A 24,651-nucleotide genomic window follows, 5' to 3' on the forward strand; every position below is an offset into this window, starting at 1 on the left:
CACTCAGGAACCTAGCCGGTCCTCCCCGCTCCCGTCGCCGCATTTTCCGGCGACCCGGACGGCGGTCCCCCGGGAACCCGGGGAAACGAGGGCGGGGCCAGGACACGGCCCCGGCGGTCACGGAGCCGCTGTCGAGGACCTGAGCGCCGTGGGCTTCGCCCATGGGTCCGTGGGGGCGGGGCGGGATGGGCTCCGCGCGGTGTGGAGGTGAAGCGCGTCGCGAAGGGTCGGTCCGTGAGCGGGGTCGTGTGCTGAGGGGTGGTCGAGCGAGGTGTGCGGGTGGTGAGTCGGGCCATGCCGATGGGGCCGAGGGGATTTCCATTCATACAGGTCATGACACCTTTGGTGACGCAGCATGACCAGCGGTGACGCACCGACGCGAACCGTCTGTACGCGCGGTGCCTCCACGAGTACCAAGCGCGCTGCGTGACGATGCCCCCGGGCGGGCGTTGTCGCGGAGGAGGCGGTGATCCATGACGGAACGCACGGGTGCGGACGGCACGCCGGGGACGAGGGCGGCCCCCGGCGGCGATGACGGGGCGGCGACCACGACAGCGGTCGTGAGTCCCGGAAACGGAGGGGAGAACGGCGACGGGGACGGCAGCGGTGGCGGATGAACTCCTTGCGGGAGGATCTTCCGAGCGGGGGGCGGCGGGCCGCGGTCCTTCCGGCCTCGCGCCGCCGGAACCGGCTCCGCCCCGTAGGAGAACGCCCACACCCGTCGTCCAGCTCCACCGAGCCGGAATTCCCCGCGGTCACTCAGCCCGCCCCGCCGTCGAGCAGCCGGCTGTGGCGCAGCCGCAGCGCCCGCTCCATGCTGGCCACCGCAGCACCGGCCCCGATCGTGACGTTGAGCCATGCCGGCAGATCAATGGGCGAGGTGAACGTCCCGATGCGCTCGGCGACGGGCGGCACCTGGGTGACCGGTTCGATGAGCTGTGAGACGAGGAGTGCCAGGGAGATGACGAGCACGATCGCCGAGAGGGAACCGATCCAGCGGCTCAGTGCGGGGTGCGCGCGGTCGAGGTGCGCGCGGCGCCCTTCGGCGGAGTGGGGGTCCGGGACGAGTTGGTGCTCGGTTCCCTGGGCGGTGACGTAGTGGCAGCGCTTGAGCCCGAAGGCGCTCATCCTTACTTCGACGATGCCGCCTTGGACGGGGAAGACGGCAGGCAGTCTGGACTGGGCGTGTTGCCTGCCGTCGAGGTACAGGTGGGCTTTGACCCCGCCGGACGACTGGTTCTGCCCATGCCGGACGTCGACGGCGTAGACCGTCTGCCGGCCGTCGTCGTTCGTCAGCCGAAGGTAGAACAGTGCGCGGAAAGTCGACTGCCACCAGCGGAAACGCTTCAGCGCTCGCCCGTCCCCGGACCTGACCCGCTGCACGGCCCGACGCCGCCGCCACTCCTTGAACATGACTCCGCTCCCCTACTCGCTCGGTTCCGTCGCGCGGGCGAGGTCCTGCGCCGGGCACTGCCCGGTGGTCAGGAATTCCGTCACCGCGTCGTTCTGCCTGCCGTCCGGATCCCGGTAGTCCAATGGGACCTCCAGCGTCGAGCACTCCGGACGGGGCGAGGCGACCTCCTCCGGGCACGGGCCCCACCGCACGGTGTCCGGCGCCGTCGCCACCGGCACGCCCGGAATCATGGTCGCCGCCAGTGCGGTGGCGGCGAGAGCGGGGGACAGGGACGTGTGCATCTGGTGTCCTCCTGAAAGGGCGCACGGGGGCACCGGAACGCGGGTTCGAAACGCCCACCGCTGGTTGCGTGCCGTGGTCGGACAGGCCACCACCACCGTCTGGCCGCGTCCCGCCATGACGACCGGTCCCAGACCGTGCGTCAGGGGCCGTCCGCCCTTGCCCGTGGCTGTCTCTCGGCGTTCTTCCGGTGGTGTCGTAGGAGCGAGGCCGTCGTCCCGGATGGCGTCAGGCCGTTTCCCGGCTGCGGATTCCCCCGGAACCACCGGCCCGCTCGGTGTCCGGTGCCCGGCGGGTGTGTGCCCAGCCACCGGACACCAGTGCGACGAGCGCGATGAATCCGAGGAGGACCATCCGGCCGGTGGGGCCGCCGGGGACCCGGTTGAGGATGCCCCACAGCGGCTCGGAGCCCTGGTTGAGCAGAGCGCGGATCATCCCTTGGGCGGCCAGGGCTGTGATCACCATGCCGACCGCCTCAAGGGCCGTATAGCCGCCCTTGCGCATCGCGTTTCTCCGTCTGGTGTTCGCTTGTCTCGGCACGTGAACGAGTCTGTCCGTGCGGTGCGGCAGACACATCAGCCCGGCGGCTCGCAACGCCTTCGACTAAAGGCGGGGCGGTGATCCGACTCTGGTCGGGGGCGCATCATCCCGCGGTCCGACTCACCGGCCGCACGGCTTCGCGACAATGGCCGGGTGAACACGGACGCAGCGCCTCGGCTCGGGTGGTGGCAGCAGACATGGCGGCTGGGTGCGGCCGCGGCAGTGGGGATACCGCTCTGGCTGTCCATCGGTGTGTTGCTGCGGGGGCGGACGGACGAAGCGGGTTCGTGGTTCGTCATCGGTGATCCGCTGGTGGCTCTCGGCTGCCTGACGGCGCTTCTGTGGCGGCGGCGGTTCCCGCTCGCCGTCGCCATGACGGTCGTGATCGCCTCGACCGCGTCAGCACTCGCTTCCGGCGCCGCGTTCCTGGCGCTGGTTTCGATCTCCACGCGTCGTCGTCCGGTGGAGATCGGGGTCGTCGCTCTGGCCTTCGTGACCGCGTCGCAGTTCGCCGGCGGATTCTACCCGGTCCAGAGCTCGCCCGGCCTGTTGTGGTACCAGCTCGCGTTCCCGGCACTGATCGCGGGCATCGCGGTGGCCATGGGCATGGCCATCGGGGCACGGCGCGTCGAAGTGCGGTCCTTGCGGGACCGGGCGGAGAGCGCGGAACGTGAACAGACCGCACGAGCGGCGCAGGCACGGGCCCTGGAACGCAACCGGATCGCCCGCGAGATGCACGACGTGCTCGCGCACCGGATCTCCCTGGTCGCCATGCAGGCCGGAGTGCTGGATCACCGCAGCGACCTCAGAGCCGAGGAGAACCGCATGCTGGTCCGCGGCATTGCCGAGGGCTCCCACCAGGCCCTGGAAGAACTACGGGATGTCCTCGGTGTACTCCGGGCCGACCCGGGCCGCCCGGAACCACCACAACCCTCCCTCGATCACATCCCCGACCTGGTGGCCGACGCCCGCACATCCGGAGTGGACATCACGCTCACCACCACCGTGACGGGAACACCGCCCGACGCCGTCGGACGGACCTGCTACCGGATCGTCCAGGAAGGACTGACCAACGCCGCCAAACACGCACCGGGCGCACGCGTACACGTCGTCCTCGAGGGGACAACGGGCGGCGGACTCCACGTCAGCGTCCACAATTCCCCGGCCACCACGAGAACCGCGCGACCACCGGCATCGGGATTCGGCCTGCTCGGCCTCACCGAACGGGTCGACCTCGCCGGCGGAAAACTCGACCACCACCCCACACCCGGCAACGGGTACGTCCTCACCGCGCAACTACCCTGGCCGAATCCCACCCACGAAAAGAGAACCTGAGTGGACAGCGAGCGGGAGCCGGTGGAGCCGGTGCGTGTCGTCATCGTCGACGACGAACAGCTGGTGCGCATGGCGCTGCGGCTCGTCGTCGACGGCGAACCGGACCTGACCGTCGTCGCGGAGGCGGCCGACGGGGACGCCGCGATCACCGTGGTGGACGAGCAGCGGCCGGACGTCGTGCTGATGGACGTGCGGATGCCCGGCCGTGACGGTCTCAGTGCGACCCGGGAGCTCCTCACCCGTCCGGCGCCGCCCCGGGTGCTCATGCTGACCACGTTCGACTCCGACGATCTGGTGCTCGGCGCACTGCGCGCCGGAGCACTCGGGTTCGTCCTCAAGGACACCCAGCCGTCGCGGATCCTCGACGCGGTGCGGTCGGTCGCGGACGGCAACCCCGTACTGTCCCCGGCGGCCACGGCACGGGTGATCGCCGCTGCCACCGGCCCGCGCTCCTCTCACGTCCGCAGCTCGTCCCGCGAAGCCGCGCGGAAGCAGCTGTCCACACTGACCGAACGAGAACTCGATACCGCTCGGGCCATCGCGGACGGGCTGGGCAACCCGGAGATCGCCGAGCGGCTGCACATCGGCGTCGCGACCGTCAAAGCGCACACAGGCAACCTGTTCGCCAAGCTGGCGGTCGAGAACCGGGTGCAGATCGCACTCCTGGTCCGCGACGCGGAGGAATGACCGGCCCGGCGCAGAGGGCGCCGGCGCCTGCACCACCGCCATGAACGCGAAGCCGGCCACTTCCCGGCCCTCACCGGCATCGCCCGCCCCTCGTCCGCTCCCGGCGACTCGCCAAAAGAGGTGAGCTCATACAGCCGTCCGGCACCTTGCGCTCCTCCGGGAAGGCTTCCGGCGAACTCAGTCGCCTCCAGGCCTCCTTGGGCTGCCCGTACCCATGCTCCTGGTACGGCTTCGCGCTACGCCGCCCCGCGCGGACGCCCGCCCGGGAGAACGGGGCCGCCCTGGGGTGGGGCAGGTTCGTGCGGCCGGCGACAACTGGCGACGGACGAGCGTGTTCGTATCCACGTTCGACACAACGGACACGGCTGCGGCTTCGGCCGCGGCCGCGGTCCCATCCAGATTTCATGGACAGATGTCCATGTATGGTGGACACCTGTCCATGATGCCTGGAGATGGGGATACCCGATGGAGACGACCGCGAACGTGTTGGTGGGGCTGGTGGCCGCGCTGCACGCGTACTTCCTGGTTCTGGAGATGTTCCTGTGGGAGAGGGGGCCGGGCCGCAAGCTCTCCGGCTTCGACGCGGCCATGGCCCGTGCCACTGCCCCGCTCGCCGCGAACCAGGGCCTCTACAACGGGTTCCTGGCCGCCGGGCTGATCTGGGCTCTGATCGCGGAGGATCCGACCGGGTTCCGGGTCCAGGTCTTCTTCCTCGTCTGCGTGCTCGTCGCCGGACTGTACGGCGGCCTGACCACCAACCGGCGGATCCTCATGGCCCAGGCAGTGCCCGGGGCCCTGGCGCTCGCCGCCGTTCTGCTCGCCCGGTGACTGACGTGCAAGCGGACCCCCGTACGGCACGGACGCGGGCCAAGCTGGGCCGGGCACTGCTCGAGGAGTGCGCCCACCGGCCGTTGGCGGAGGTCAGCGTCGCCGCCCTGGTGCGCCGGGCGGGAGTCGGCCGCGCCACCTTCTACCTCCACTACGCCGACCTGGAGGCGCTCGCCGTCGACGTGTGCGCCGATATCGTCCGCGAAGCCGTGGACGCCCTGCACGCGTGGCGCGGCACACCCGATCCCGAGAGCCCTCCGCCCGCCCTGCTTGCCTTCTTCGACCGTCTCGCCCCGCACGCCGGGCTCTACCGGGAGCTGCTGCGCCCGGGCGGCAGCGGCCCCCTCGGCCGTGTACTCCACCAGGATCTGCGCGCCCGTAGCCGCACCGAGCGCGCCCTGGCCGGTGCGCCGGAGCCGGACCTGGTCGCCTCGGCCGTGGCCGCGACCTTCGCCGGAGTTCTCGCCGACTGGCTGCACGGCTCCATCGAGGCCACGCCCACCGAGATCGCGCAGCGGGTCTGGCGTCTGCTCATCAACCTGCACCGCACTCCCCTGCCCTGATCGGACATGACGTGCGTGCTGCTGTCGTGCTGCCCTGAGGTCGCGGCACGCGCGACCGGTCGGCCGCAGGGGTCGCACGTGCCGCGCACTCCCTTCGGGTGACCGGCCCCCGGGCGCGGGGCTGACGGACGGGAGCGGACGGCGGGGCCCCGTCACGGGGTGCGGGTGACCTCCACGGACACGGTCAGCTCGCCCTGGTTGTCCTGGAGGCAGCCTTCGTCGTCGTTGACGCGCAGTTCGACCATGCCGTCGCCGGCCGCCTGGAAGGTGACGGCGTCCCCGACGGGACGGACCTGCGCGTCCTGGGCACCGGACAGGCGCGTCAGCAGGGTGCCGAACGGCGCCTCGGGGTCGACCTTGCAGTGCTCCGCGAACTCCAGCTTCCGGTCGTTCTCCGCGTCGTAGCCGGTGGGCCCGGTCATGGGCATGGAGTTGCTGTCGACCGTCCACTCGCCCTCCCGGAACCGCACGGTGACGCTGTCGCCCTCCCGGACCACCGCCGCCTTCACCGGCTGCCAGCCCACGTCGGCCCCCACGACCTGCTCGGCGGAGGTCACCGCGGGAAGTTTCGCGCCCTTCTCCTGCTCCTTGTCCTGCTCCTGCTCCCGGGCGTTCGCCTGGTCGTTCGCCTTCTCCTGCCCCTGGGCGACCGCCTTCTCCTCCCGCCCCTGCTCCTTGTCCTGGAACGGCGGCGCGCCCACGAGGAACAGCCCGCCGCCCACCCCCACGACGAGCACGGCGGCACCGGCGAGTACCGGTCCCAGCCACTTCCGGCGGCGCCCCGGCCGACGGCGCCCCAGCCGGCGCCGCGCGGACACCGGCATGGCGGTGTGGACCGCGGTGCTCCCGGCCCCGTCCCCGGCTCCGTCCCCGGCTCCGCCCGCGGGCACGAGCAGGGTGTCTCCCGCCCGGACGGGCTGCCGGTGCGGGCTGGGGACGGTGTCCGCGCCGTTCACGGCACCGCCCGCGGACCCGGCCGTGCCGATGGATCCCACCGTGGATTGGGCCGCACCGGGATCGGCCGCGGGCAGCGGACCGATGTCCGTCTCCCCCGCCGCGACCCGCCTCAGGGCGGCCGCCACGTCCCCGGCGGCAGGACGCGCGCCCGGCGCCTTGCGCAGCAGTGCCTCGACGACGGGGCGGAGCGGGCCGAGCCGCTCGGGGAGCACGGGCTCGTCGTACACGACCGCGTGCAGCGTCGCGGGGTACGCGGGCCGGCGGAAGGGGGACTGCCCGCCGCAGACCGTGACCAGGGTCGCGCCCAGCGACCACAGGTCGGACTCGGGCCCGGACTCCTGCGCCAGCGCCCGCTCCGGAGCCATGTACTCGATGGAGCCGACGAGTTGGCCGGTCGAGGTGAGGAACTCGCCGTCGTCCAGGGCGGCGATGCCGAAGTCGGTGAGCACGGCACCGCCGTCCGGACGGAGCAGCACGTTGCCCGGCTTGACGTCACGGTGCAGTGTCCCTGCGACGTGAACGGCCCCGAGCGCGTCGAGCAGCTGGAGGCCGAGGGCCGCGGTGTACTGCGGGGTGAGGGGCCCGGACCCGGCGACGTGGTCGGCGAGCGAGGGCCCCTGCACGAGCTCCATGACGATCCAGAGCCGGTCCTCGTACTCGACCAGGTCGTGGACACCGATCACATGGGGGTGCGGCACCCGGGCGACGGCACGCGCCTCACGGACCGCGCGGCGCATGCGCACCCGGTACTCCTCGTCGCCGTCGGCGGCGATGTGCAGCTCCTTGGCGGCGACCTGACGGTCCAGCAGCTGGTCGTGCGCCCGCCAGACGGTGCCCATGCCGCCCCTGCCGAGCATGTCGTGCAGCAGATAACGGCCGGCGATCAGACGTCCGGAGCCCTGGTCCGCCCGCCGATCAGGAATACCGGACAGCACCGGTCCCTCACATCCCCTTCGCTACTACGCCCGGCCCTTGACGACCGTCGCGGCCTCCATAGCGCCACAAACGGACAGGCCCGCGCCAGATCCGGGCAGAAAGAGAGGCGATGTCAACATCACCGACACCCTACTCGAATCCATTCCCCAACAACCCACAGCGTCAAGGCCCTTGGTGCTGGACAAACGCGGCACGGGTCCGAGTCCGCCGGGTTCGGCGTGGACGATCACCACCACGTCCGCCGGCTGCCCCGGTGCGGCTGCCCGGAACGAGGACGGGCATGGCGCGCCAGCAGCTACAGCGGCGGGCAGGGCAACTGCGTCGAGATCGCCGACGGCATCCCCACCCTCATCCCCGTCCGCGACAGCAAGCGCCCCACCGGACCCGTGATCACCTTCACCCCCCACGCCTGGTATGCGTTCGTCACCCACCTCGGCTGAGCAGGCCACCACCGCAGCGCGCGCCCCACTGGCGGCCCTACCGACGCCCTCCTCCTTCACTCCTTCGTGCCCAGTCGGCCACAGCCGGCTCGACACGACCCCCAGATGTGCGAAAATTGCACACATGGAGACCGTGCAGAGCTGGGCAGAGATCGGCAGCCGTATCGCCCAGACCCGGGAGTCCGCCGGGTTGAGCCAGGGCGAGCTGGCCTCACGCATAGGGGTCGACCGCACTGCGGTGGTGCGCATGGAACAGGGCGAGCGCAAGGTGTCCGCGCTCGAGCTCTTCCGGATCGCCGAAACTCTGGACGCACCGCCCGCACACTTCCTCACCCAGCCACCCGCAGCGCTCGTCTCCCGCCGTAAGACGCTCGACTCCCCCGCCGACGCGGCCACACGTGCCGGCTATCGGCTGGACATCCGGCTGGAGGAACACGCACGCAACGCGAAGTGGCTGGTGGCGGAGGGTTTCCTCATCCCGCCCCACCTGGACGATCTGCTCGGCTGCACCGAGGCCGATCCGACCGCGCTGGCATGTGAAGCGCGACGAGTGGCCGGCATTCCTCCAGGGCCACTGGGGCCGATGGCCTCAGTGGCCGAACGCTTCGGCCTCTATCTGACCGTCGCTCCGGTACCCGCCGAGGGCGCTTCGCTCCTGCTGGACACCTACGGGGTCAGCGTGATCAGCGGCCACTCAGCCCCGGGCCGCCGACGCTGGACCGCCGCCCACGAGCTCGGCCACCATCTCCTGCGGGACGAATACCACAGCGATGCGGAGGTGTCCGCGAGCCGGGACGAGCGGGAACAGGCCATCGACGACTTCGCCGGGGAGTTCCTGCTACCCGAGGACGAATTCGACTCCGTCTACAAGCAAGCAGTCAGCCTGGGTGTGTCCCCCAGGGAAACCCTGATCGGTATCGCCGCCGATTACCGGATCTCCTGGTCGGCCACCGTGGCGAGGGCACGGGGGCTCGGGCTGGTGGGCACGCGCGACGCTCGCCATCTCAAGGCCGATACGCCGGTACGCGGCGACTTCCTGGCAGTCCGTGGTGCCGAGCCCGTCCCGGATCTCGAAACGGGCGCCACCGGAACGGCTTGGCGACAGGCGGTCCTGGCCGCCTGGAAGGCCGGGGCGGTGTCGGCGGCGCGCACGGTCGAGTTGCTGTACGGCGCCCTGCGGGAAAACGAGTTGCCGGAGCAGAACCTGGAGGACGTCGGGCCGTGAGCGTGCAGGGGGAGGGAACGAGTACGGCCGGACAGCTCCTCGTATGGGACACGTCGCCGCTGCACCACGCCATCAAAGCCGGACGCATGGACACCTTGACGGACCTCGCCGCCGGATGCCGGGGGTTACCCCGCCGCAATGTCACCACGACCGCGGTCATCGAGGAACTGCGCCACTACGACCTGGACATCTCGGGCCTGGGCTGGCTCGAGGTCCAGCACGTGGACGGTCTCGCCGAGCTCACCGCACTGGTGCGGTGGATGGAACGCGTCTCCGGGCAGAAGTCCAACCACGGTGAGGCAACCGTGCTCGCCTGGGCCGACGTGCACGGCGCGGTCCCGGTGGTCGACGACCTGGACGCGCGCAAGGCGGCGCGCGCCGGGGGCCTCACCGCGTGGGGTGTGCTCCGGGTGATCGCGGAGGGGGTGCGGGACGGCCGCGCAACGGAATACGTGGCGTCCACCCTGGTCGACGCGCTGCTCGCGTCAGGTGCACGCTACCCGTGCACTCACGGCGGTTTCCTCGAGTGGGCAAGGAAGAACGGATTGCTGTGAGCCTCTTACTCACATTCTTCTTACTATGACTCACTTGAGTATCCGGAGGCCGGACCGTTCCCCTCCCTCGTCCTCTGCACGCACATGACCCGTGCCGGACCCGCCCGATACGGGCGAAGGCCGTTCCCACGTGTGCACAGTGGCGGACGGTGCTTCCGGGCAGCGTGCGGTGCCGGTCATCGCCCGCCCTCCCGGTCGACGGGGGACGCGCCGCGCTGCCCGGTGGACGTAGACGCAGTACACGAAAAGCAGGAGACGCGCGAGACACAGATGGCATCCACCGCCGCCACAGCCCCCTCCTCCGCGATGTCATCGACATCAAGACGTCCGTCTCCACGTCCGACTTCGTCCTGAAGCCGGCCGAGGCCGTCACGAAGGAGGGCGCCGAGCGGGCGCTGCGGGACTACGTCGTCACCGAACGCCTCCTCGAGAACTTCGACGAGGCGCTGAGTCTGATCAGGACCGCGCTGGACGGGCGGACATCGAAGGCCGCGTACCTGCACGGCTCGTTCGGTTCCGGTAAGTCGCACTTCATGGCCGTGCTGCACGCCCTGCTCCGGGGCGACGAGGCCGCACGCGCCCGGACCGACTTCGATCCGGTGCTGGCCAAGCACGAGTGGCTGAGCACCGACGCGAAGTAGTTCCTGCTCGTGCCGTACCACATGCTCGGGGCCAAGTACCTGGAGCAGCGGGTGCTCGGTGGGTACGTCAGCCACGTCAAGGCGCCCACTCCGCAGGTCTACCGGACCGACTCCCTCTTCGCGGACATCCGCGCGCTGCGGGACCGCATGGGCGACGAGCAGTTCGTCGAAGGGCTCGCCGGAGCCGCGTCCGGCGGGGACGCCGTCGACGCCGACGACGAGTGGGGTGACTCCTTCGCCTGGACCCCGGCGCTCCTCGACACCGCCCTCGCCGCCGAGGAACTGGACGGCGCCGAGGCCGGCCTGAACCTGGTCAACCCGACCACCCCGGCCGAGCTGCGGGCCAAGCTGGTGCACGACGCGAGCACCGGCTGGTTCCCCGGCTTCGCGCAGAACGCCGCCAAGGACGAGCACGGCTTCATCTCGCTCGACGCCGGCCTCGCCGTCATCGCCGAGCACGCGAAGTCGCTGGGGTACGACGGGCTGATCCTCTTCATGGACGAGCTGATCCTCTGGCTCGCCAACCACATCCACGACCAGAAGTTCGTCTCCCGCGAAGCCGACAGGATCACCAACTTCATCGAGGGTGCCGACTCGCGCCGAGCCGTCCCGATCGTGTCGTTCATCGCACGGCAGCGGGATCTGCGGGAACTGGTCGGCCAGGAGGTCTCCGGGGGCCGCCGAGACCGCCATCCAGGACAGTCTGAACCTGGCTTCCGGGCGCTTCGACAAGATCACGCTGGAGGACCGCAACCTCCCGCAGCTCGCCCACGCCCGTCTCCTGAGGCCCAAGGACGCGGAGGCCGCCGCCCGGCCCTCCGTGCCGCAGTGCGCAACGACTGCGCCCCTCCGCGGGCAGCTCCCGCGAACTCGCAGGTGGAAGCCTGGCGTGTCCAGGCCCGCAAAGAGGCCCCGACCAGGCAACAAAAGCAGGTCGGGGCCCCGATGGCAGACGAGTCGGGCTGTACGCCGGGTTCTGTCGCCCGGTCGCCTCGCGGCGGCCGGGGAGACGGCCATCCATCTAGGGCCGGCGTTGCCGCCGGCCTCGTGCGGTCCACCCGCGGACTCGGGCGGGCAGCCCTCGAACATCCGCGCAGAAACACCGGGGTGTTTCCTTTTGACCTTGCTCCGGGTGGGGTTTACCTAGCCGCCTGAGTCGCCTCAGGCGCTGGTGGTCTCTTACACCACCGTTTCACCCTTACCGGGGGCCGGAGCCCTCGGCGGTCTGTTTTCTGTGGCACTGTCCCGCGGGTCACCCCGGGTGGCCGTTAGCCATCACCCTGCCCTGTGGAGCCCGGACGTTCCTCGGGAAGTCCCGCAAGGGACTCCACGCGGCCGTCCGCCCGGCTCGTCTGCCGTGCCGACCATGGTACCGGGCGCGGGCGGGGCTTCGGCGCGGCGGCCGTGGCCGGGACCGGGACCGGGACCGGGCCGGTGAGGATCAGGGCGAACGCGGCCGGCACCCGTCGCCGTCAGGGGCTCGCCCGCACATCATGAACGCCCTCCAGACGTTCGCCTTCGGCACCGACGTGCTGCCGGAACTGCCGGAGAAGGCGCTGAGGGCAGGCCGCTTCCCCCGCGTCCCGCTGATGACGGGGGCCACCAGGGACGAGCACCGGCTGTTCGTCGGGATGGCCCACGACGCGATCGGTTCCCCCTTCACCGCCGGCCAGTACGAACGGGCCCTCGTCACGGCCTTCGGCCGCCGGGCGGACAGGCTCTCGGCGCCGCGGCCAGGACCACCGCGGTCACCCTGCGCACCACGCCCGGCCGCAGGGGATCAGAGGAAGTCGGCGGTGTCCAGGTCGAATGCGAAGGGGGCGGGGAGGGACAGGGTCTTCCCCAGAGGGCGGGTGCAGACCTCCCGGTAGTCATCGCGGTAGTCGTCGCGTTCCGGGGCGCTGAACAGGGTGATCGAGGAGGCTTCGCGGTCGACGAGGAGGTAGAGGGGGATGCCGCCCCGTGCGTAGCAGCGGCGTTTGGTCTCGCGGTCGGCCTTCGGCTTGGAGGAGGTCACCTCAAGGACCAGGGCGACCCCGTCACAGGGCATCCAGGAATCGGCTCCCCGGTAGAGCCGTAGCTCCCTTGGGGCGAAAGTGCCGTCCGGGATCAGGCGGTCCTTCGGGCAGCCACCACCGCTCCGCAGCTTCAGCCCCTTGTTCCCGGAGAACTGCATCCTGATCCGGGAACGCTCGAGCACCTGCTCCACGATCAGTCCGATGTAATCCTCGTGATCCCCGTCCGGCGGCGGCGTCACAACGATCTCTCCCTCGATCAGCTCCGCCCGGAAACCTTCCGGGGTGTCCAGGGCGAGAAAGCCCTCCAGCAGGACGTCTTCCTGCGTGAGCGGCTCGTGGGCCATGGCAGTCATGTCACGCCCCTCCTTCTGTCGCCCGTCAGACTGGGACATCGGCTGATCACCTGTCCGTGATATCGGGAATCGTCCACTCGATCGTGGCACAGGATCACGGCCCTCGTCAGATGCCACGGCCGCCGGCTTGACCCTGCCGCGACGTCAACGTCTCTACTGGGGACATGCGGATCGGAGAACTCGCCGCGGCCGTCGGTGTCACCACGCGGGCCGTGCGGCACTACCACCATCTGGGGCTGCTGCCGGAGCCGGAGCGGCGGGCCAACGGGTACCGGGACTACACGCTGCGGCACGCCGTCGTGCTGGCGCGGATCAGACGGCTGACCGAGCTGGGGCTCGGGCTGGCCGAGGTGCGGGACGTGCTCGCGGACGACGCCGGCAAGGACCTCGTCGAGGTCCTGACCGAGCTGGACGAGGACCTGGCACGGCAGGAGGCGGCGATCCGGGACCGCCGGGCGCGGCTGCGGGCGTTGCTGGAGACCAAGGGCGGGCCGACCACCGAGGGGCCCGTCTCCCCCGAGCTGGCCGCGCTGTTCCGGGAGGTGGCGGGTCTGTCCGACTCCCCCATGGCCGCCAGGGACCGCGAGATGCTCGCCCTCGTCGAGACCGCGGCACCCCCGGAGCAGCGGGAGCGGCTGATGGGCCTGCTCACCGGGTTCATGAAGGTGCCGGGCGGGGTGGAGCGCGTGCTCGCCGCCTACGCGCTGCTCGACGAACTCGCCGACGCCGAACCGGACGACCCCCGCGTGGACGAGGCGGCCCGCGTCCTCGCCGAGTGCCTGCCCGCCGGCCTGCTCCCGGAGGGGGCACCCTCGCTCGACCAGGACAACGGTTTCCTGCGCGCCATGTACGCGGACTTTCCCCCGGCCCAGGCGGAGGCGATCCGCCGGACCCTGCGGATCATCACGGAGGAGCGGACGGAACGGACGGAGCTGACGGAACGGACGGAGCTGACGACATGACCGGCGGCGTGCGGGTGGGCCGGGCCCTTGTCCGGCATGAGCTGCGGTTGATGGTGAGCCTCGCGCTGTGGCTGGCGCGGCGGACGCATGGCGTCGGGGGCGGGACGGCCTTCGGGTACGCGCGGGGGCAGGGCGCGGTCATGTTCGGGTTCGCGTTCGTGTGCGTCGTCGAGACGGTGGCGTTGTCGGTACTGCTGCTCGACTGGCCGGCCGTCCACGCGGTGGTGCTGTTCCTGGACGTGTACACCGTCGTGTTCGTCGTCGCGCTGCACGCCGCGAACGTCGTACGGCCCCACGTGCTGGACCCGGACTCCGGCACGCTGCGGATCCGCCGGGCCGTCCACGTCGACCTGCGGATACCTCTGGAGCGGATCGCCTCCGTACGGCGTGAGCTGCGGATGAGCCATGAGCGGGCCGACGGGGAACTGAACCTCGAGGTCGGCTCGCAGACCACGGTCACGCTGGAACTCACGGAGCCGGTCACCCACGTCACCTTCCTCGGGCGGCGCCGGGACGTGCGCCTCGTGCGGTTCCACGCCGACGCGTCCGACGTGCTGGTCCGGGCGCTGGCCACGGGGCGGTGGGCCGATCGGGCGCAGGACCCGGCCCCGTACCCTGGCGGCTGAGCTCTACCGTGAGGAGTACCGCGTGCTTGTCCTGCTGCCGCCGTCCGAAGGCAAGGCCCCTTCCGGCCGCGGCGCCCCGCTGAAGCCCGAGTCCCTGTCGCTGCCGGGGCTGGCCGGCGCCCGGGAGGCCGTCCTCGCCGAGCTGGTGGAGCTGTGCGCCGCCGACGAGGACAAGGCGCGCGAGGTGCTGGGGCTGAGCGAGGGGCTGCGGGGCGAGGTCGCGAAGAACCTGGAGCTGCGGACCGCCGGGGCCCGGCCCGCCGGGGAGATCTACACCGGGGTGCTCTACGACGCCCTGGACCTGGCCTCCCTCGACGCGGCCGCCAGGCGCGGGGCCGCCCGCTCGCTGCTGGTGTTCTCGGGGCTGTGGGGTGCGGTCCGGGTCACCGACCGGATTCCCTCCTACCGTTGCTCGATGGGCGTACGGCTGCCGGGGCTCGGGGCGCTGGGCGCGTACTGGCGTACGCCGATGGCCTCGGTGCTGCCAAAGGCGGCCGGCGGCGGCCTGGTGCTGGACCTGCGGTCGGCGGCGTACGCGACGGCGTGGAAGCCGAAGGGCGAGGTGGCCGCCCGGACGGCGACCGTGCGGGTGCTGCACGCGCCGACCCGGAAGGTGGTCAGCCATTTCAACAAGGCGACCAAGGGGCGGATCGTGCGCGCTCTTCTGACGGACGGGGCCGCGCCGAAGGATCCCGCCGGGCTGGTCGAGGCGTTGCGGGACCTCGGGTACGTGGTGGAGGCGCGGGCGCCGGGCCGTGCGGGGACGCCGTGGGCGCTGGACGTGCTGGTGGACGAGGTGCACTGACGACCACCAGAACCCCGGGTGTTGCATTATGCGCAACGCCCTTTGCGCATAATGCTTCGCCGCGGGCAGGATGACGCCATGAGCTCACCCCTGCCCCCGCCGGCTCCCGCTCCCGCCGTCACCGCCTCCGTACTGGATCTCGCGCCCGTCGTGCCGGTCGTCGTGGTCGAGGACGCCGCCGACGCCGTACCGCTGGCGCGGGCGCTGGTCGCCGGCGGGCTGCCCGCGATCGAGGTGACCCTGCGGACACCCGCCGCCCTGGACGCCGTCCGCGCGATCGCCGCCGAGGTGCCGGACGCGGTGGTCGGGGCCGGCACGGTGATCACGCCGGGGCAGGTGCGCGAGATGGTGGCGGCCGGGGCGCGGTTCCTGGTCAGTCCGGGCTGGACGGACGTCCTGCTGGAGTCGATGCGGGCGTCCGGGGTGCCGTTCCTGCCGGGGGTGTCGACGGTGTCGGAGGTCGTGGCACTGCTGGAGCGCGGGGTGCGGGAGATGAAGTTCTTCCCGGCGCGGGCCGCGGGCGGCACGGCGTATCTGAAGGCGATCGCCGGGCCGCTTCCGCAGGCCCGTTTCTGCCCGACCGGAGGGATCGGTCCTGACTCCGCGCCGGACTATCTCGCGCTGCCCAACGTCGCCTGTGTCGGAGGGAGTTGGATGCTCCCGGCGGACGCGGTGGCGGCGCGCGACTGGTCCCGGGTCGAGCGGCTGGCCCGCGCGGCGGCGGACCTCACCGCAGGTGGGACGTCTCGTTGAAGAGGCGGACGCTGGCGTTGCCGTCGGCGTAGTACGCCACCGTCGAGAGCGAGGCCGCCGACAGTTCCATCCGGAACAGGGCCTCGGGCGGGGCGCCCAGGGCGAGCCGGATCAGGGTCTTGATCGGGGTCACGTGGGTGACGAGCAGGACCGTGCGGCCCGCGTACGCGGCGACCAGCCGGTCCCGGGCGGCCGTGATCCGGGTCGCGGTGGCCGCGAAGCTCTCGCCGCCGCCGGTGGGTTCGGCGTCCGGGGAGGAGAGCCAGGCGTTCAGGTCGTCGGGGTGGCGCTCGCGCACCTCGGCGAAGGTCAGGCCCTCCCACGCACCGAAGTCGGTCTCGCGCAGCCCGTCGTCGACGGCGACCTCGAGCCCCAGGCGGGCGGCGACGACGCCCGCGGTCTCGCGGGTGCGGGCGAGGGGGGAGGCGACGACCGCCTGGATCGTGCCGCGCCGGGCGAGCGCCGCGGCGGTCCGCTCGGCCTGCTCTCGGCCGACGTCGGAGAGGGAGGGGTCGCTGCCGCCACTGCCGGAGAACCGTTTCCGGGGGGTGAGCGGGGTCTCGCCGTGCCGCAGGAGCACGAAGGTGGCCGGCGGCCCCATGTCCGCGGGCGCCCACCCCGAGGAGGGAGTGGCAGCCGTTGCCGGCCCGGTACCGCGGGCGGTGTCCGGCTCCGTACCGGGGGCGGCCACGGCCTGCGCGGCCCGCACGTCAGCGGCGGCCCTTCCGGCAGGGGCACCGCTCTCCTCCCCACCGGCGGCATCCGCCCCCCGGGCTCCGGCCTCCCCGGGCGATCCGGACGGCGCGGGCGGCTCGGGTGTGGCCGGTCGCGCGGTCGGTGTGTCCAGCGCGGCCCGCGAGGCCGACGCGTTCCACGGCTCGCCCCGCTGCCCCGCGTCCATCGCCTCGTTCGCCAGGCGGTCCGCGTGTTTGTTCCGCTCACGCGGGATCCACTCGTACGTGACCCGGCCCGGCGGGAAGACGCGGGCCGCCTCGGCCGCCAGCGGCTTCATGGCGGGGTGTCTGATCTTCCAGCGGCCCGACATCTGCTCGACGACGAGCTTGGAGTCCATCCGGACGTGGACCACGGCCTTCGGGTCCAGCTCACGCGCGGCCCGCAGGCCGGCCAGCAGGCCCGAGTACTCGGCGACGTTGTTCGTGGTGGCGCCGAGGTACTCGGCCGCCTCCGCCAGCGTCTCCCCCGTCGCCGCGTCGCTGACCACGGCCCCGTAGCCGGCGGGTCCCGGGTTGCCCCGCGATCCGCCGTCCGCCTCGACGATGAACTCCCGCACCGGGAAAATCTCCTCAGGTCTCCTCGGGTCTTCTCAGATCTCCTCGGATCCCCCTACAGGCCCGACTCCGACGTGCGGACCAGGATGCGGCGGCAGTTCTCGCAGCGCACCACGGTGTCGGGCGCGGCCTGGCGGATCTCGCTCAGCTCGGTGATGGCGAGTTCCTGGCGGCAGCCCTGGCAGCTGCGGGCGTACAGCTTCGCCGCGCCGACGCCGCCCTGCTGCTCGCGCAGCTTCTCGTACAGCTTGAGCAGGTCCGCGGGGACCGACCCGGCGACGACCGCGCGCTCCTTGGTGACCGTGGCGGCCTCGCCGTCGATCTCCGCGCAGGCCGCGTCCCGGCGGGCGGTCGCGTCGTCGATCCGCGACTGGACGGAGGTGACCCGCTCGGACAGTTCACCGGCCCGCTCCTGCGCGGACTCGCGGCGCTCCATGATCTCCAGGACGACGTCCTCGAGGTTGCCCTGGCGCTTGGCGAGGGAGACGATCTCGCGCTGGAGGTTCTCCAGGTCCTTGGACGAGGAGACGGAGCCGGAGTCGAGGCGCTTCTGGTCGCGGGCGGCGCGCTGGCGCACCTGGTCCACGTCCTGTTCGGCCTTGGTCTGCTCGCGGGCGCAGTCGCTCTCCTCGGTCTGCGCGGCCACGTGCAGGTCGCGCAGCTGGGCGAGGTCCCGGGTCAGCGACTCGATCTCGGCGTGCTCGGGGAGCGACCTCCGCTTGTGCGCGAGCTGCTGGAGGCGGACGTCGAAGTCCTGGACGTCGAGGAGTCTGATCTGGTCGGCGGGCTCGGCGTTCAGTTGGGGGCTCCAGATGTATCGGGTTCGAAGGACGCCGCCGCATGGGCGGTCCAGGGGTCGGTGACCGTGGCGGAGACATGGACCCGCAGGCCCCATCCGTGACGGTCGGAGATCGCGTCGAGCTGGGCCGCGGCCAGCTCGCACCAGGGCCACTCGGTGGCCCAGTGCGCCGCGTCGAGCAGCGCGGGCGAACGGCCTGCCGCGTGCTCCGCCGCGAACTCCGACGCCGGGTGGTGGCGCAGGTCCGCGGTGAGGTAGGCGTCCACGCCGGCCGACCGGACGTGGGCGAAGAGGCTGTCGCCGGAACCGCCGCTGACGGCGACCCTCCGCACGAGCGCCTCGGGGTCGCCGGCGACGCGGATGCCCTGCGCGGTGCGGGGCAGGCGCTCGGCGGCGCGGGCGGCGAGCTCGCGGACGGTCAGCGGGTGGTCCAGTTCGCAGACGCGGCCGAGCCCGCGGCGGCCCTCGGGGTCCGTGGTGTCCGGCACCAGGGGCCGTACGACGCGCAGGTCCAGGGCGCCGGCCAGGGCGTCGCTCACGCCGGGGTCGGCCGTGTCGGCGTTGGTGTGGGCGACGTGCAGCGCGATGTCGTTCTTGATGAGCCTGTGCACCACGCGGCCCTTGGCGGTGGAGGCCGCGACGGTGGTCGTGCCGCGCAGGTAGAGCGGGTGGTGGGTGACGAGCAGGTCGGCGCCCAGCCTCACCGCCTCGTCGACGATCTCCCGGACGGGGTCCACCGCGAACAGGACCCGGCCGACCTCTTGGTCGGGGTCGCCCGTGACGGTGCCGACCGCGTCCCAGGACTCGGCCCGCTCGGGGGGCCACAGGTTCTCCAGCGCGGTGATGACTTCAGACAGACGGGGCACAACGCAAGGCTACCTGCCCCTATGCCGCAGGAGTACCGGTGCGGGTGGGGGAACGGCGCCCGCCCCGGCCAGCACATACGCCTCCGTTTCCTCAGGCGAATCGTTCCTGGGACACCCTTATGTGTGAAGCGGGTGCCGGTGGGTCTCCCGGCCGCGCGTACGAAAACTACGTTCGTCGCCGGAGGTGACCGAACGATGACGGTGTGTGCGATCGAGCCATCGACGGAGCACGGGGGCGCCGGGCACGAGGAGGGGGTGACGGCGCCGCCGGGCTGCGTCCTCAGTGCCGACGGTTCCTACGGCGCGCGCCTCGCCCGCGTCGGCGACCGCCTGTTCCCGGAGCGCTGGACCCTGGACGGGCCCGAGCCCTACGCGGTGCCGCTGCCCGGCGGCCGGCCCGAGGAGCCCGGGACCGCGGTGCAGCCCATGGGCGACGGGCGGGTCCTCGTGCACCGGCGGGTGGCGGGCGGGAGGCACGTGTTCTCCCTGCTGTACCCGACGGGTCCCGGCACCGGCGAGGTGGCACTCGGCGCGGTCGCCTGCCCGGACGAGGAGACCCGGCTGCGGCTCCTGCCGCCCGCGCCGTGCGGGCGGCGGGCGTACGCCGTCGCCGTGGGCCCGCGGTCGACGGCCCTGTGGCTGGTGGCGGGCGGCGCCTCGGGGCCCGGGCGCGTCGCCGAGATCCCGGGCCGCTGCTCGGGCGGGGCGTGGCTGGACCGCACCGGCCGGATGCTCGCCCTGGACCGGGAGGCCGGCGGACGCACCAAGGCGGTCGTCGTGGACCTGGGGCGCGGGGGCGAGGTGTCGCCACTGCTGCAGATCACCGAGGAGAGCGACGACAGGGTCCTGCTCGCCGACCCGGACAGCGGCCTGCTGCTGATCCGCTCGGACGCGCCCTCGCCGGGGCAGGGCCGGCTGGGCTGGGGCGTGCTGGGCAGCACGCTGCCGGTGCGCTTCCCCCAGTGCCTGCGGCTGCCGGACTGCGCGGTCACGCCGTTCGCGATCCAGCCCGGTCAGGCGCTGACGCCGGAGGGCTGCGCGGTGGCGCTGCGCGTCGACGGGGCGCTCGGCAGCTGGGTCGGGGTGTGGCGGCCCGCCCGGCGGCGGATCGATCACCTCCCGGCGCCCGAAGGGTGGCTGGCCGGGACCGGACGGTGGACGGCGGACGGGGAACTGCGCCTGCCGTGCGCCACCCCGGCCATGCCCTGCGCGGTGGCCGTGCTGCACCCGCCCGGGCCGCGACGGCGGTCGGAGCAAGCGCGGAGGGAGACCGGAGAGGGGTTCTCCGCGAAGCCTGAACAGCCCTTCCCGGAAGGGGAGCCCCTGCCTCCGGCCGCACCGGCCGCACCGGCCGCACACCGCCCCGTACCCCTTCAACAGGCGCCCCTGGGACGGCTTGTAACGAAGTAGCGGCGGTCCGCGCGGCCGCCTGGATCCACCCCCCGGCCCGCCGGTTAAGATCGCCCGGCTGCAGGAAAGATCATGTTTACGGGGTGAGTTCCTTCCGATGAACGACGCGAGCACGAACCGGCCGCAGTCCGCCGAGGGCGGGCAGACCGCCACCGGGCACGGCAGGCACCGCGGACCGGTGTCCCAGCAGGACGCCATGGCGGCCCCTCGCGGCCGCCACCGCAGGCCGGCCAAGGAGAACGAGCCTGTGGAGGCAGCTTTCTGACGTCACGTCAGAAAGCTCCACGGGCGCCGGCGGACAGGTGAGCGGCCCCGCTCGTCGTGTGACGAGCGGGGCCGCTCACCTGTCCGTGCCCCACGCGCCTCCGGGTCCCGGCACCTCCGCCGGCGAACTCAGTGGACCGCCGCGGCCTTCCGGGGCAGCCACAGCCACATCAGGACCACGCCGACCGCCAGGATCGCCGTTCCGGTGCGGAAGGCGAGGGCGTAGCCCTCGGTCAGGGCCTGAGGGGTGGCGCTGTCTCCCGTACGGGCCGCCGCGATCGTCGAGAGGACCGCGAGGCCGAGCGAACCGCCCATCGTGCGCGAGGTGTTGATCAGGCCGGAGACCAGGCCGGCCTCCTCCGGCGCGGCGCCGGAGGTCGCGAGCGCGGCGAGCGGGGTCCCGGCGAGGCCCGCGCCCAGCATCATCAGGATGCCGGGGAACAGGATCGCCGTCGGATACGCGCCGTCGGCCGTCATCGTCGACTGCCAGGCGAAGCCGGACAGAGCGACGAGCGTGCCGAGCACGGCCACGGCCCGTGCCCCGGCGGCACGCATCAGCCGCGGCGCGGTCTTGGAACCGACGATCACCGCGAGCGAGCTGGGCACCAGGGCGAAGCCTGCCTCGAGCGGGGTGTAGCCGAGGACGTTCTGGGCGTAGAGGGTCATGAAGAACCACATGCAGAACATGGCGGCGCCGCTCAGGAACATCGCCACGTTCGCCGACGACACCGACCGCACCCGGAACAGTCCCAGCGGCATCAGCGGGGCCCTGGCCCGCGTCTCGGCGAGGAGGAACAGGGCGATGAGGGCGAGTCCGGCGCCGAGCGGCACCAGGGTGGGCGGCGCCGTCCATCCCTCGGCCTCGGTCTGGGAGATGCCGAAGGCCAGGGTGGCGAGGCCGGCCGTCACGAGCAGCGCGCCGGGCAGGTCGAGCCGCCGTCCGTCACCGGCCCGGCTCTCCGCCAGCCACCAGGCGGCACCGGCCAGCACCAGCACCCCGATCGGCACGTTGATCAGCAGCACCCACCGCCACGACAGGGTGTCCACGAGGACCCCGCCGACGAAACCGCCGGCCGCGCCGCCGCCTGCGCCGACGGCGGTCCAGGTCGCGATGGCGCGGGCCCGCGCGGGGCCCTCCGGGACCGCCGAGGTCACGAGGGTGAGGGTGGACGGCGCCAGGACCGCGGCCCCGAGCCCCTGCACGGCCCGCGCCAGCAGCAGCTGCCAGTCGTCCTGGGCCAGCCCGCCCGCCAGGCTGGCCAGCGTGAACAGGCCGAGGCCGACGAGGAACATCCGCTTGCGCCCGTAGAGGTCACCGGCGCGTCCGCCGAGCAGCATGAACCCGGCGAAGGCGATGGTGTACGCGTTCACCACCCACTGCAGGCCCTGCTCGCCGAGCCCGAGGCCGGCCCGCATCGACGGCAGCGCGACATTGACCACGGAGATGTCGAGCACGACGAGGAACTGCCCGACGCACGCGAGCGCCACCGCCAGCCACGGGGGCGGCGTACGGCGGCGGGGCGCGCGGGCGGTGGCGGCGTCCGGAACTCTGAGCATGCGTGTCATGGTCTCAATCACCCGGCACCTCTCGCACCGGGGTTTCGCCGGGCGGACCCAAGGGTTGGTCAAGAAATCGTTAGTATGCCAAAGCATCGGAATAGTTGCCCCGGCACACAGGTTTCGTACCCACGTATCCGGCACGCCCTGTCCCGTGCCGGCCTCACGTTCCCGGCCTGGAGGCCCCTTCACATGACGCAGTCGACGAACGGCCGCCCCGCGGGCGGAGCGGGGAGGGCCGTGGTCCCGGTGCTCGCCTTCGCGGGCATCGTGGTCGCGGTGATGCAGACCCTGCTCGTCCCGGTGATCAAGGATCTGCCGCGCCTGCTGGACACCACACCCGGCGACGCCACGTGGGTCCTGACCTCGACGCTGCTGTCCGGTGCCGTCGCCACCCCCATCATGGGCCGCCTCGGCGACCTCTACGGCAAGCGGCGCATGCTGGTCGTCAGCCTCTCGGTCATGGTGGCCGGCGCGCTCGTCAGCGCGCTCACCAGCGACCTGCTGCTGATGATCGCCGGCCGTACGCTCCAGGGCGTCGCGATGGGCGCGATCCCCCTGGGCATCGGGCTGATGCGCGACATGCTGCCGCCGGAGCGGCTGGGCTCCGCGATGGCGCTGATGAGTTCCTCGATAGGCGTCGGCGGCGGTCTCGCGCTGCCCGCCGCCGCGCTGGTGGCCCAGAACTCCGACTGGCACGCCCTCTACTTCGGCGCCGCCGGCCTCGGCGTCCTCGCCGTCACCCTCACCCTGACCCTCGTACCGGAGTCCCCGGCCCGCGCGCCCGGCACCTTCGACCTGCCGGGCGCGCTGGGCCTGTCCGCCGGTCTCCTCCTCTTCCTCCTGCCCCTCACCAAGGGCAGCGACTGGGGCTGGACGTCCGGGACCACGCTCGGCCTGCTCGGGGCGGCGGTCGTGGTGCTCCTGCTCTGGGGCCTGATGGAACTGCGGGTGCCCGCGCCCCTGGTGGACCTGCGCACCACCGCCCGCCGCGAGGTCCTCCTCACCAACCTCGCGTCGATCATGATCGGCGTCTCCTTCTTCGTCATCTCCCTGGTGCTGCCCCAGCTGCTCCAGCTCCCCGCCTCCACCGGGTACGGCCTCGGCCAGTCGATGGTGGTGGCGGGACTGTGCGTGGCACCGCTGGGCGTGACGATGATGTTCACGGCGCCCGTCTACGCCCGTCTGTCCGCCCGCTACGGTCCCAAGGTCACCCTCGTCCTGGGCCTGCTGATCATCGGCGCCGGTTACGCCGGCGGCCTGGGACTGCTGCACGCGGTCTGGGGGCCCGTGGTCATCTCGGTCGTCGTCGGCGCGGGCATCGGGCTCGCCTACTCCTCCCTGCCCGCGCTGATCGTCGGAGCGGTCCCGGCCTCGGAGACGGGCGCGGCCAACGGCCTCAACACCCTGATGCGCTCGATCGGTACGTCGGTCTCGAGCGCGGTCGTCGGGATGGTGCTGGCCAGTACGGCCAACACGGTGGGCGGGACGGAGATCCCGAGCATGCACGGCTTCCGCCTCTCCTTCCTGATCGCGACGGCGGCGGTGACCGTGGGCCTGGTCCTGGCCCTGCTCATCCCCGGCCGGCGCCCGTCGAGCACCCTGCGGCTGCGCGCGAGCGGCGAGAAGGACGCGGGCCCGGAGCGCGCGGAGCGGACTCTGCGCGGACCGGTCACGGCCTGACCACCGGGCCGGTGCCGGGGCCGGGGTCACTCCGCGGTGGCCGCCGCCCCCTCTGCCGTACCCCCTGCCGGGCCGCACGGCAGGGGGTACGGCACCATGGACACCCGACACGTGTCCCCGAGGCGCGTTCGACCGAGAGGACGCCGGAACCGATGCCGACGCCGAACTCCCCGGCCCCCGAGCCCGAGGTCCTGGCCGCGTTCCAGGCGGCGAAGGGCTTCATGCCCGTCGGCGAGGGTCTGGCCCTGTACGCGGCGGCGGCCGACGCGGGACGGCTGGGTCTCCCCCTGCTGGAGGTCGGCACCTACTGCGGCCGCTCCACGGTCCTGCTCGCCGGTGCCGCCCGCGAGGCCGGGGTCACCGCGCTCACCGTGGACCACCACCGGGGCAGCGAGGAGCAGCAGCCGGGCTGGGAGTACCACGACCCGGAGACGGTCGACCCCGAGCTGGGCGTGATGGACACCCTCCCCGCCTTCCGCCGCACGCTCCACCGGGCGGGCCTGGAGGACCACGTGGTCGCCCTGGTCGGCCGCTCCCCCAGGGTCGCGGCCCTGTGGAACTCCCCCCTCGCCCTGGTCTTCATCGACGGCGGCCACACGGACGAGCACGCCACGGCCGACTACGAGGGCTGGGCCCCGCACGTCGCCGAGGGCGGTCTCCTCCTCGTCCACGACGTCTTCCCCGACCCGGCCGACGAGTTCACCGGCCAGGCCCCGTACCGCGTCTACCTGCGTGCCCTGGCCTCCGGCGCCTTCACCGAACTCCCGGCGACGGACTCGCTGCGCGTCCTGCGCCGCACGGGAGACGGGATCTGAGGCGGGTGCCGCCCGGCCGTGAACGCCGCCGGGGGTGAACGCCTCCCGATCG

The 24,651-nt window shown here is 72.4% G+C and carries 25 protein-coding genes, 1 other RNA gene and 1 pseudogene; 17 read left to right on the forward strand and 10 right to left on the reverse strand.

Going from position 1 to position 24,651, the window contains the following annotated elements; translation table 11 throughout:
• Positions 1–473: 473 nt before the first annotated feature.
• On the forward strand, positions 474–617 hold the full coding sequence (locus ACWZEH_RS09010) for a hypothetical protein (protein ID WP_456197240.1): 144 nt from the start codon (positions 474–476) through the stop codon (positions 615–617).
• Between the two features lie 142 nt (positions 618–759).
• Here the strand turns inward: ACWZEH_RS09010 and ACWZEH_RS09015 are convergent, their stop codons facing one another.
• From ACWZEH_RS09015 to ACWZEH_RS09025, 3 genes are all read right to left on the reverse strand, one after another.
• Complete coding sequence (locus tag ACWZEH_RS09015; RefSeq protein ID WP_456197242.1) at positions 760–1,413, reverse strand: hypothetical protein; 654 nt, start codon at positions 1,411–1,413, stop codon at positions 760–762.
• A 12-nt stretch (positions 1,414–1,425) separates the two neighbouring features.
• Positions 1,426–1,695 carry a hypothetical protein gene (locus ACWZEH_RS09020; protein ID WP_456197244.1) on the reverse strand — a complete coding sequence of 90 codons (270 nt, stop codon included), beginning with the start codon at positions 1,693–1,695 and terminating at the stop codon, positions 1,426–1,428.
• A 226-nt stretch (positions 1,696–1,921) separates the two neighbouring features.
• Positions 1,922–2,197, reverse strand: a complete 276-nt coding sequence (locus tag ACWZEH_RS09025) for a hypothetical protein (protein ID WP_456197246.1) — start codon at positions 2,195–2,197, stop codon at positions 1,922–1,924.
• A 189-nt stretch (positions 2,198–2,386) separates the two neighbouring features.
• Between ACWZEH_RS09025 and ACWZEH_RS09030 the strand changes: the two genes are divergently transcribed.
• The 4 genes from ACWZEH_RS09030 to ACWZEH_RS09045 all read left to right on the forward strand — a co-directional run bounded on the left by ACWZEH_RS09030 (position 2,387) and on the right by ACWZEH_RS09045 (position 5,646).
• A complete protein-coding gene (locus tag ACWZEH_RS09030; RefSeq protein WP_456197248.1) occupies positions 2,387–3,568 on the forward strand; it encodes a sensor histidine kinase in 1,182 nt (393 codons plus the stop codon).
• On the forward strand, positions 3,569–4,255 hold the full coding sequence (locus ACWZEH_RS09035; RefSeq protein ID WP_456197250.1) for a response regulator transcription factor: 687 nt from the start codon (positions 3,569–3,571) through the stop codon (positions 4,253–4,255).
• Between the two features lie 465 nt (positions 4,256–4,720).
• Positions 4,721–5,083 (forward strand): DUF1304 domain-containing protein, encoded by a 363-nt coding sequence (locus ACWZEH_RS09040; RefSeq protein WP_384016738.1) that lies wholly within the window; start codon positions 4,721–4,723, stop codon positions 5,081–5,083.
• 5 nt (positions 5,084–5,088) lie between these two features.
• Positions 5,089–5,646 carry a TetR/AcrR family transcriptional regulator gene (locus tag ACWZEH_RS09045; protein WP_456199512.1) on the forward strand — a complete coding sequence of 186 codons (558 nt, stop codon included), beginning with the start codon at positions 5,089–5,091 and terminating at the stop codon, positions 5,644–5,646.
• A gap of 152 nt (positions 5,647–5,798) precedes the next feature.
• Here the strand turns inward: ACWZEH_RS09045 and ACWZEH_RS09050 are convergent, their stop codons facing one another.
• Positions 5,799–7,538, reverse strand: a complete 1,740-nt coding sequence (locus ACWZEH_RS09050; RefSeq protein WP_456197252.1) for a serine/threonine-protein kinase — start codon at positions 7,536–7,538, stop codon at positions 5,799–5,801.
• A gap of 219 nt (positions 7,539–7,757) precedes the next feature.
• Between ACWZEH_RS09050 and ACWZEH_RS09055 the strand changes: the two genes are divergently transcribed.
• The 4 genes and pseudogenes from ACWZEH_RS09055 to ACWZEH_RS09070 all read left to right on the forward strand — a co-directional run.
• Positions 7,758–7,979: a DUF397 domain-containing protein gene (locus tag ACWZEH_RS09055; RefSeq protein ID WP_456197254.1), complete on the forward strand. Its 222-nt coding sequence runs from the start codon at positions 7,758–7,760 to the stop codon at positions 7,977–7,979.
• Between the two features lie 124 nt (positions 7,980–8,103).
• On the forward strand, positions 8,104–9,204 hold the full coding sequence (locus ACWZEH_RS09060) for a helix-turn-helix domain-containing protein (protein WP_456197256.1): 1,101 nt from the start codon (positions 8,104–8,106) through the stop codon (positions 9,202–9,204).
• The gene (locus tag ACWZEH_RS09065; protein ID WP_456197257.1) at positions 9,201–9,758 is read left to right on the forward strand and encodes a PIN domain-containing protein; all 558 of its coding nucleotides are present in this window, start codon (positions 9,201–9,203) and stop codon (positions 9,756–9,758) included. The genes ACWZEH_RS09060 and ACWZEH_RS09065 overlap by 4 nt, the downstream gene beginning before the upstream one ends.
• Before the next feature lie 275 nt (positions 9,759–10,033).
• Positions 10,034–11,204, forward strand: a pseudogene (locus ACWZEH_RS09070) (BREX-2 system ATPase PglY); the annotation flags it as partial.
• A gap of 144 nt (positions 11,205–11,348) precedes the next feature.
• Here ACWZEH_RS09070 and rnpB read toward each other — a convergent pair.
• Positions 11,349–11,750: RNase P RNA component class A (gene rnpB / locus ACWZEH_RS09075), an RNA gene on the reverse strand.
• Positions 11,751–12,179: 429 nt separating this feature from the next.
• Complete coding sequence (locus tag ACWZEH_RS09080) at positions 12,180–12,770, reverse strand: Uma2 family endonuclease (protein WP_456197259.1); 591 nt, start codon at positions 12,768–12,770, stop codon at positions 12,180–12,182.
• A 164-nt stretch (positions 12,771–12,934) separates the two neighbouring features.
• On the opposite strand from ACWZEH_RS09080, the gene ACWZEH_RS09085 reads away from it, so the two are divergent.
• From ACWZEH_RS09085 to eda, 4 genes are all read left to right on the forward strand, one after another.
• Positions 12,935–13,732, forward strand: a complete 798-nt coding sequence (locus ACWZEH_RS09085; RefSeq protein ID WP_456197260.1) for a MerR family transcriptional regulator — start codon at positions 12,935–12,937, stop codon at positions 13,730–13,732.
• Complete coding sequence (locus tag ACWZEH_RS09090) at positions 13,729–14,358, forward strand: hypothetical protein (protein ID WP_456197261.1); 630 nt, start codon at positions 13,729–13,731, stop codon at positions 14,356–14,358. Before ACWZEH_RS09085 ends, ACWZEH_RS09090 begins: the two co-directional genes overlap by 4 nt.
• A 22-nt stretch (positions 14,359–14,380) precedes the next feature.
• Positions 14,381–15,163 (forward strand): peroxide stress protein YaaA, encoded by a 783-nt coding sequence (gene yaaA, locus ACWZEH_RS09095; protein WP_456197263.1) that lies wholly within the window; start codon positions 14,381–14,383, stop codon positions 15,161–15,163.
• A 78-nt stretch (positions 15,164–15,241) separates the two neighbouring features.
• Positions 15,242–15,916, forward strand: coding sequence for a bifunctional 4-hydroxy-2-oxoglutarate aldolase/2-dehydro-3-deoxy-phosphogluconate aldolase (gene eda / locus ACWZEH_RS09100; RefSeq protein WP_456197265.1), 675 nt, complete (start codon positions 15,242–15,244; stop codon positions 15,914–15,916).
• Here eda and ACWZEH_RS09105 read toward each other — a convergent pair.
• Genes ACWZEH_RS09105 through ACWZEH_RS09115 form a run of 3 tightly spaced genes read right to left on the reverse strand, consistent with a single transcriptional unit; the run spans position 15,891 to position 18,870 of the window.
• Positions 15,891–17,207, reverse strand: a complete 1,317-nt coding sequence (locus tag ACWZEH_RS09105) for a bifunctional RNase H/acid phosphatase (protein WP_456197267.1) — start codon at positions 17,205–17,207, stop codon at positions 15,891–15,893. The two genes, eda and ACWZEH_RS09105, sit on opposite strands and share 26 nt — an antisense overlap.
• Before the next feature lie 53 nt (positions 17,208–17,260).
• Positions 17,261–18,004 carry a zinc ribbon domain-containing protein gene (locus ACWZEH_RS09110; RefSeq protein ID WP_456199514.1) on the reverse strand — a complete coding sequence of 248 codons (744 nt, stop codon included), beginning with the start codon at positions 18,002–18,004 and terminating at the stop codon, positions 17,261–17,263.
• Positions 18,001–18,870 carry a Nif3-like dinuclear metal center hexameric protein gene (locus tag ACWZEH_RS09115; protein ID WP_456197269.1) on the reverse strand — a complete coding sequence of 290 codons (870 nt, stop codon included), beginning with the start codon at positions 18,868–18,870 and terminating at the stop codon, positions 18,001–18,003. The genes ACWZEH_RS09110 and ACWZEH_RS09115 overlap by 4 nt, the downstream gene beginning before the upstream one ends.
• Positions 18,871–19,065: 195 nt before the next feature.
• Between ACWZEH_RS09115 and ACWZEH_RS09120 the strand changes: the two genes are divergently transcribed.
• Entirely contained in the window at positions 19,066–20,280 is a 1,215-nt protein-coding gene (locus ACWZEH_RS09120) for a hypothetical protein (protein ID WP_456197270.1), read from the forward strand.
• A gap of 97 nt (positions 20,281–20,377) precedes the next feature.
• The gene (locus ACWZEH_RS09125; protein WP_456197272.1) at positions 20,378–20,545 is read left to right on the forward strand and encodes a hypothetical protein; all 168 of its coding nucleotides are present in this window, start codon (positions 20,378–20,380) and stop codon (positions 20,543–20,545) included.
• Between the two features lie 128 nt (positions 20,546–20,673).
• Here the strand turns inward: ACWZEH_RS09125 and ACWZEH_RS09130 are convergent, their stop codons facing one another.
• On the reverse strand, positions 20,674–22,110 hold the full coding sequence (locus tag ACWZEH_RS09130; RefSeq protein WP_456197274.1) for an MFS transporter: 1,437 nt from the start codon (positions 22,108–22,110) through the stop codon (positions 20,674–20,676).
• Positions 22,111–22,293: 183 nt separating this feature from the next.
• Here ACWZEH_RS09130 and ACWZEH_RS09135 point away from each other — a divergent pair, with 183 nt between their 5' ends.
• Together ACWZEH_RS09135 and ACWZEH_RS09140 are read left to right on the forward strand one after the other, a co-directional pair.
• Positions 22,294–23,784 carry an MFS transporter gene (locus ACWZEH_RS09135; RefSeq protein WP_456197276.1) on the forward strand — a complete coding sequence of 497 codons (1,491 nt, stop codon included), beginning with the start codon at positions 22,294–22,296 and terminating at the stop codon, positions 23,782–23,784.
• A 152-nt stretch (positions 23,785–23,936) separates the two neighbouring features.
• The gene (locus ACWZEH_RS09140; RefSeq protein WP_456197279.1) at positions 23,937–24,599 is read left to right on the forward strand and encodes a class I SAM-dependent methyltransferase; all 663 of its coding nucleotides are present in this window, start codon (positions 23,937–23,939) and stop codon (positions 24,597–24,599) included.
• Positions 24,600–24,651 lie beyond the last annotated feature (52 nt).

The organism is Streptomyces yamdrokensis, assembly GCF_053890455.1.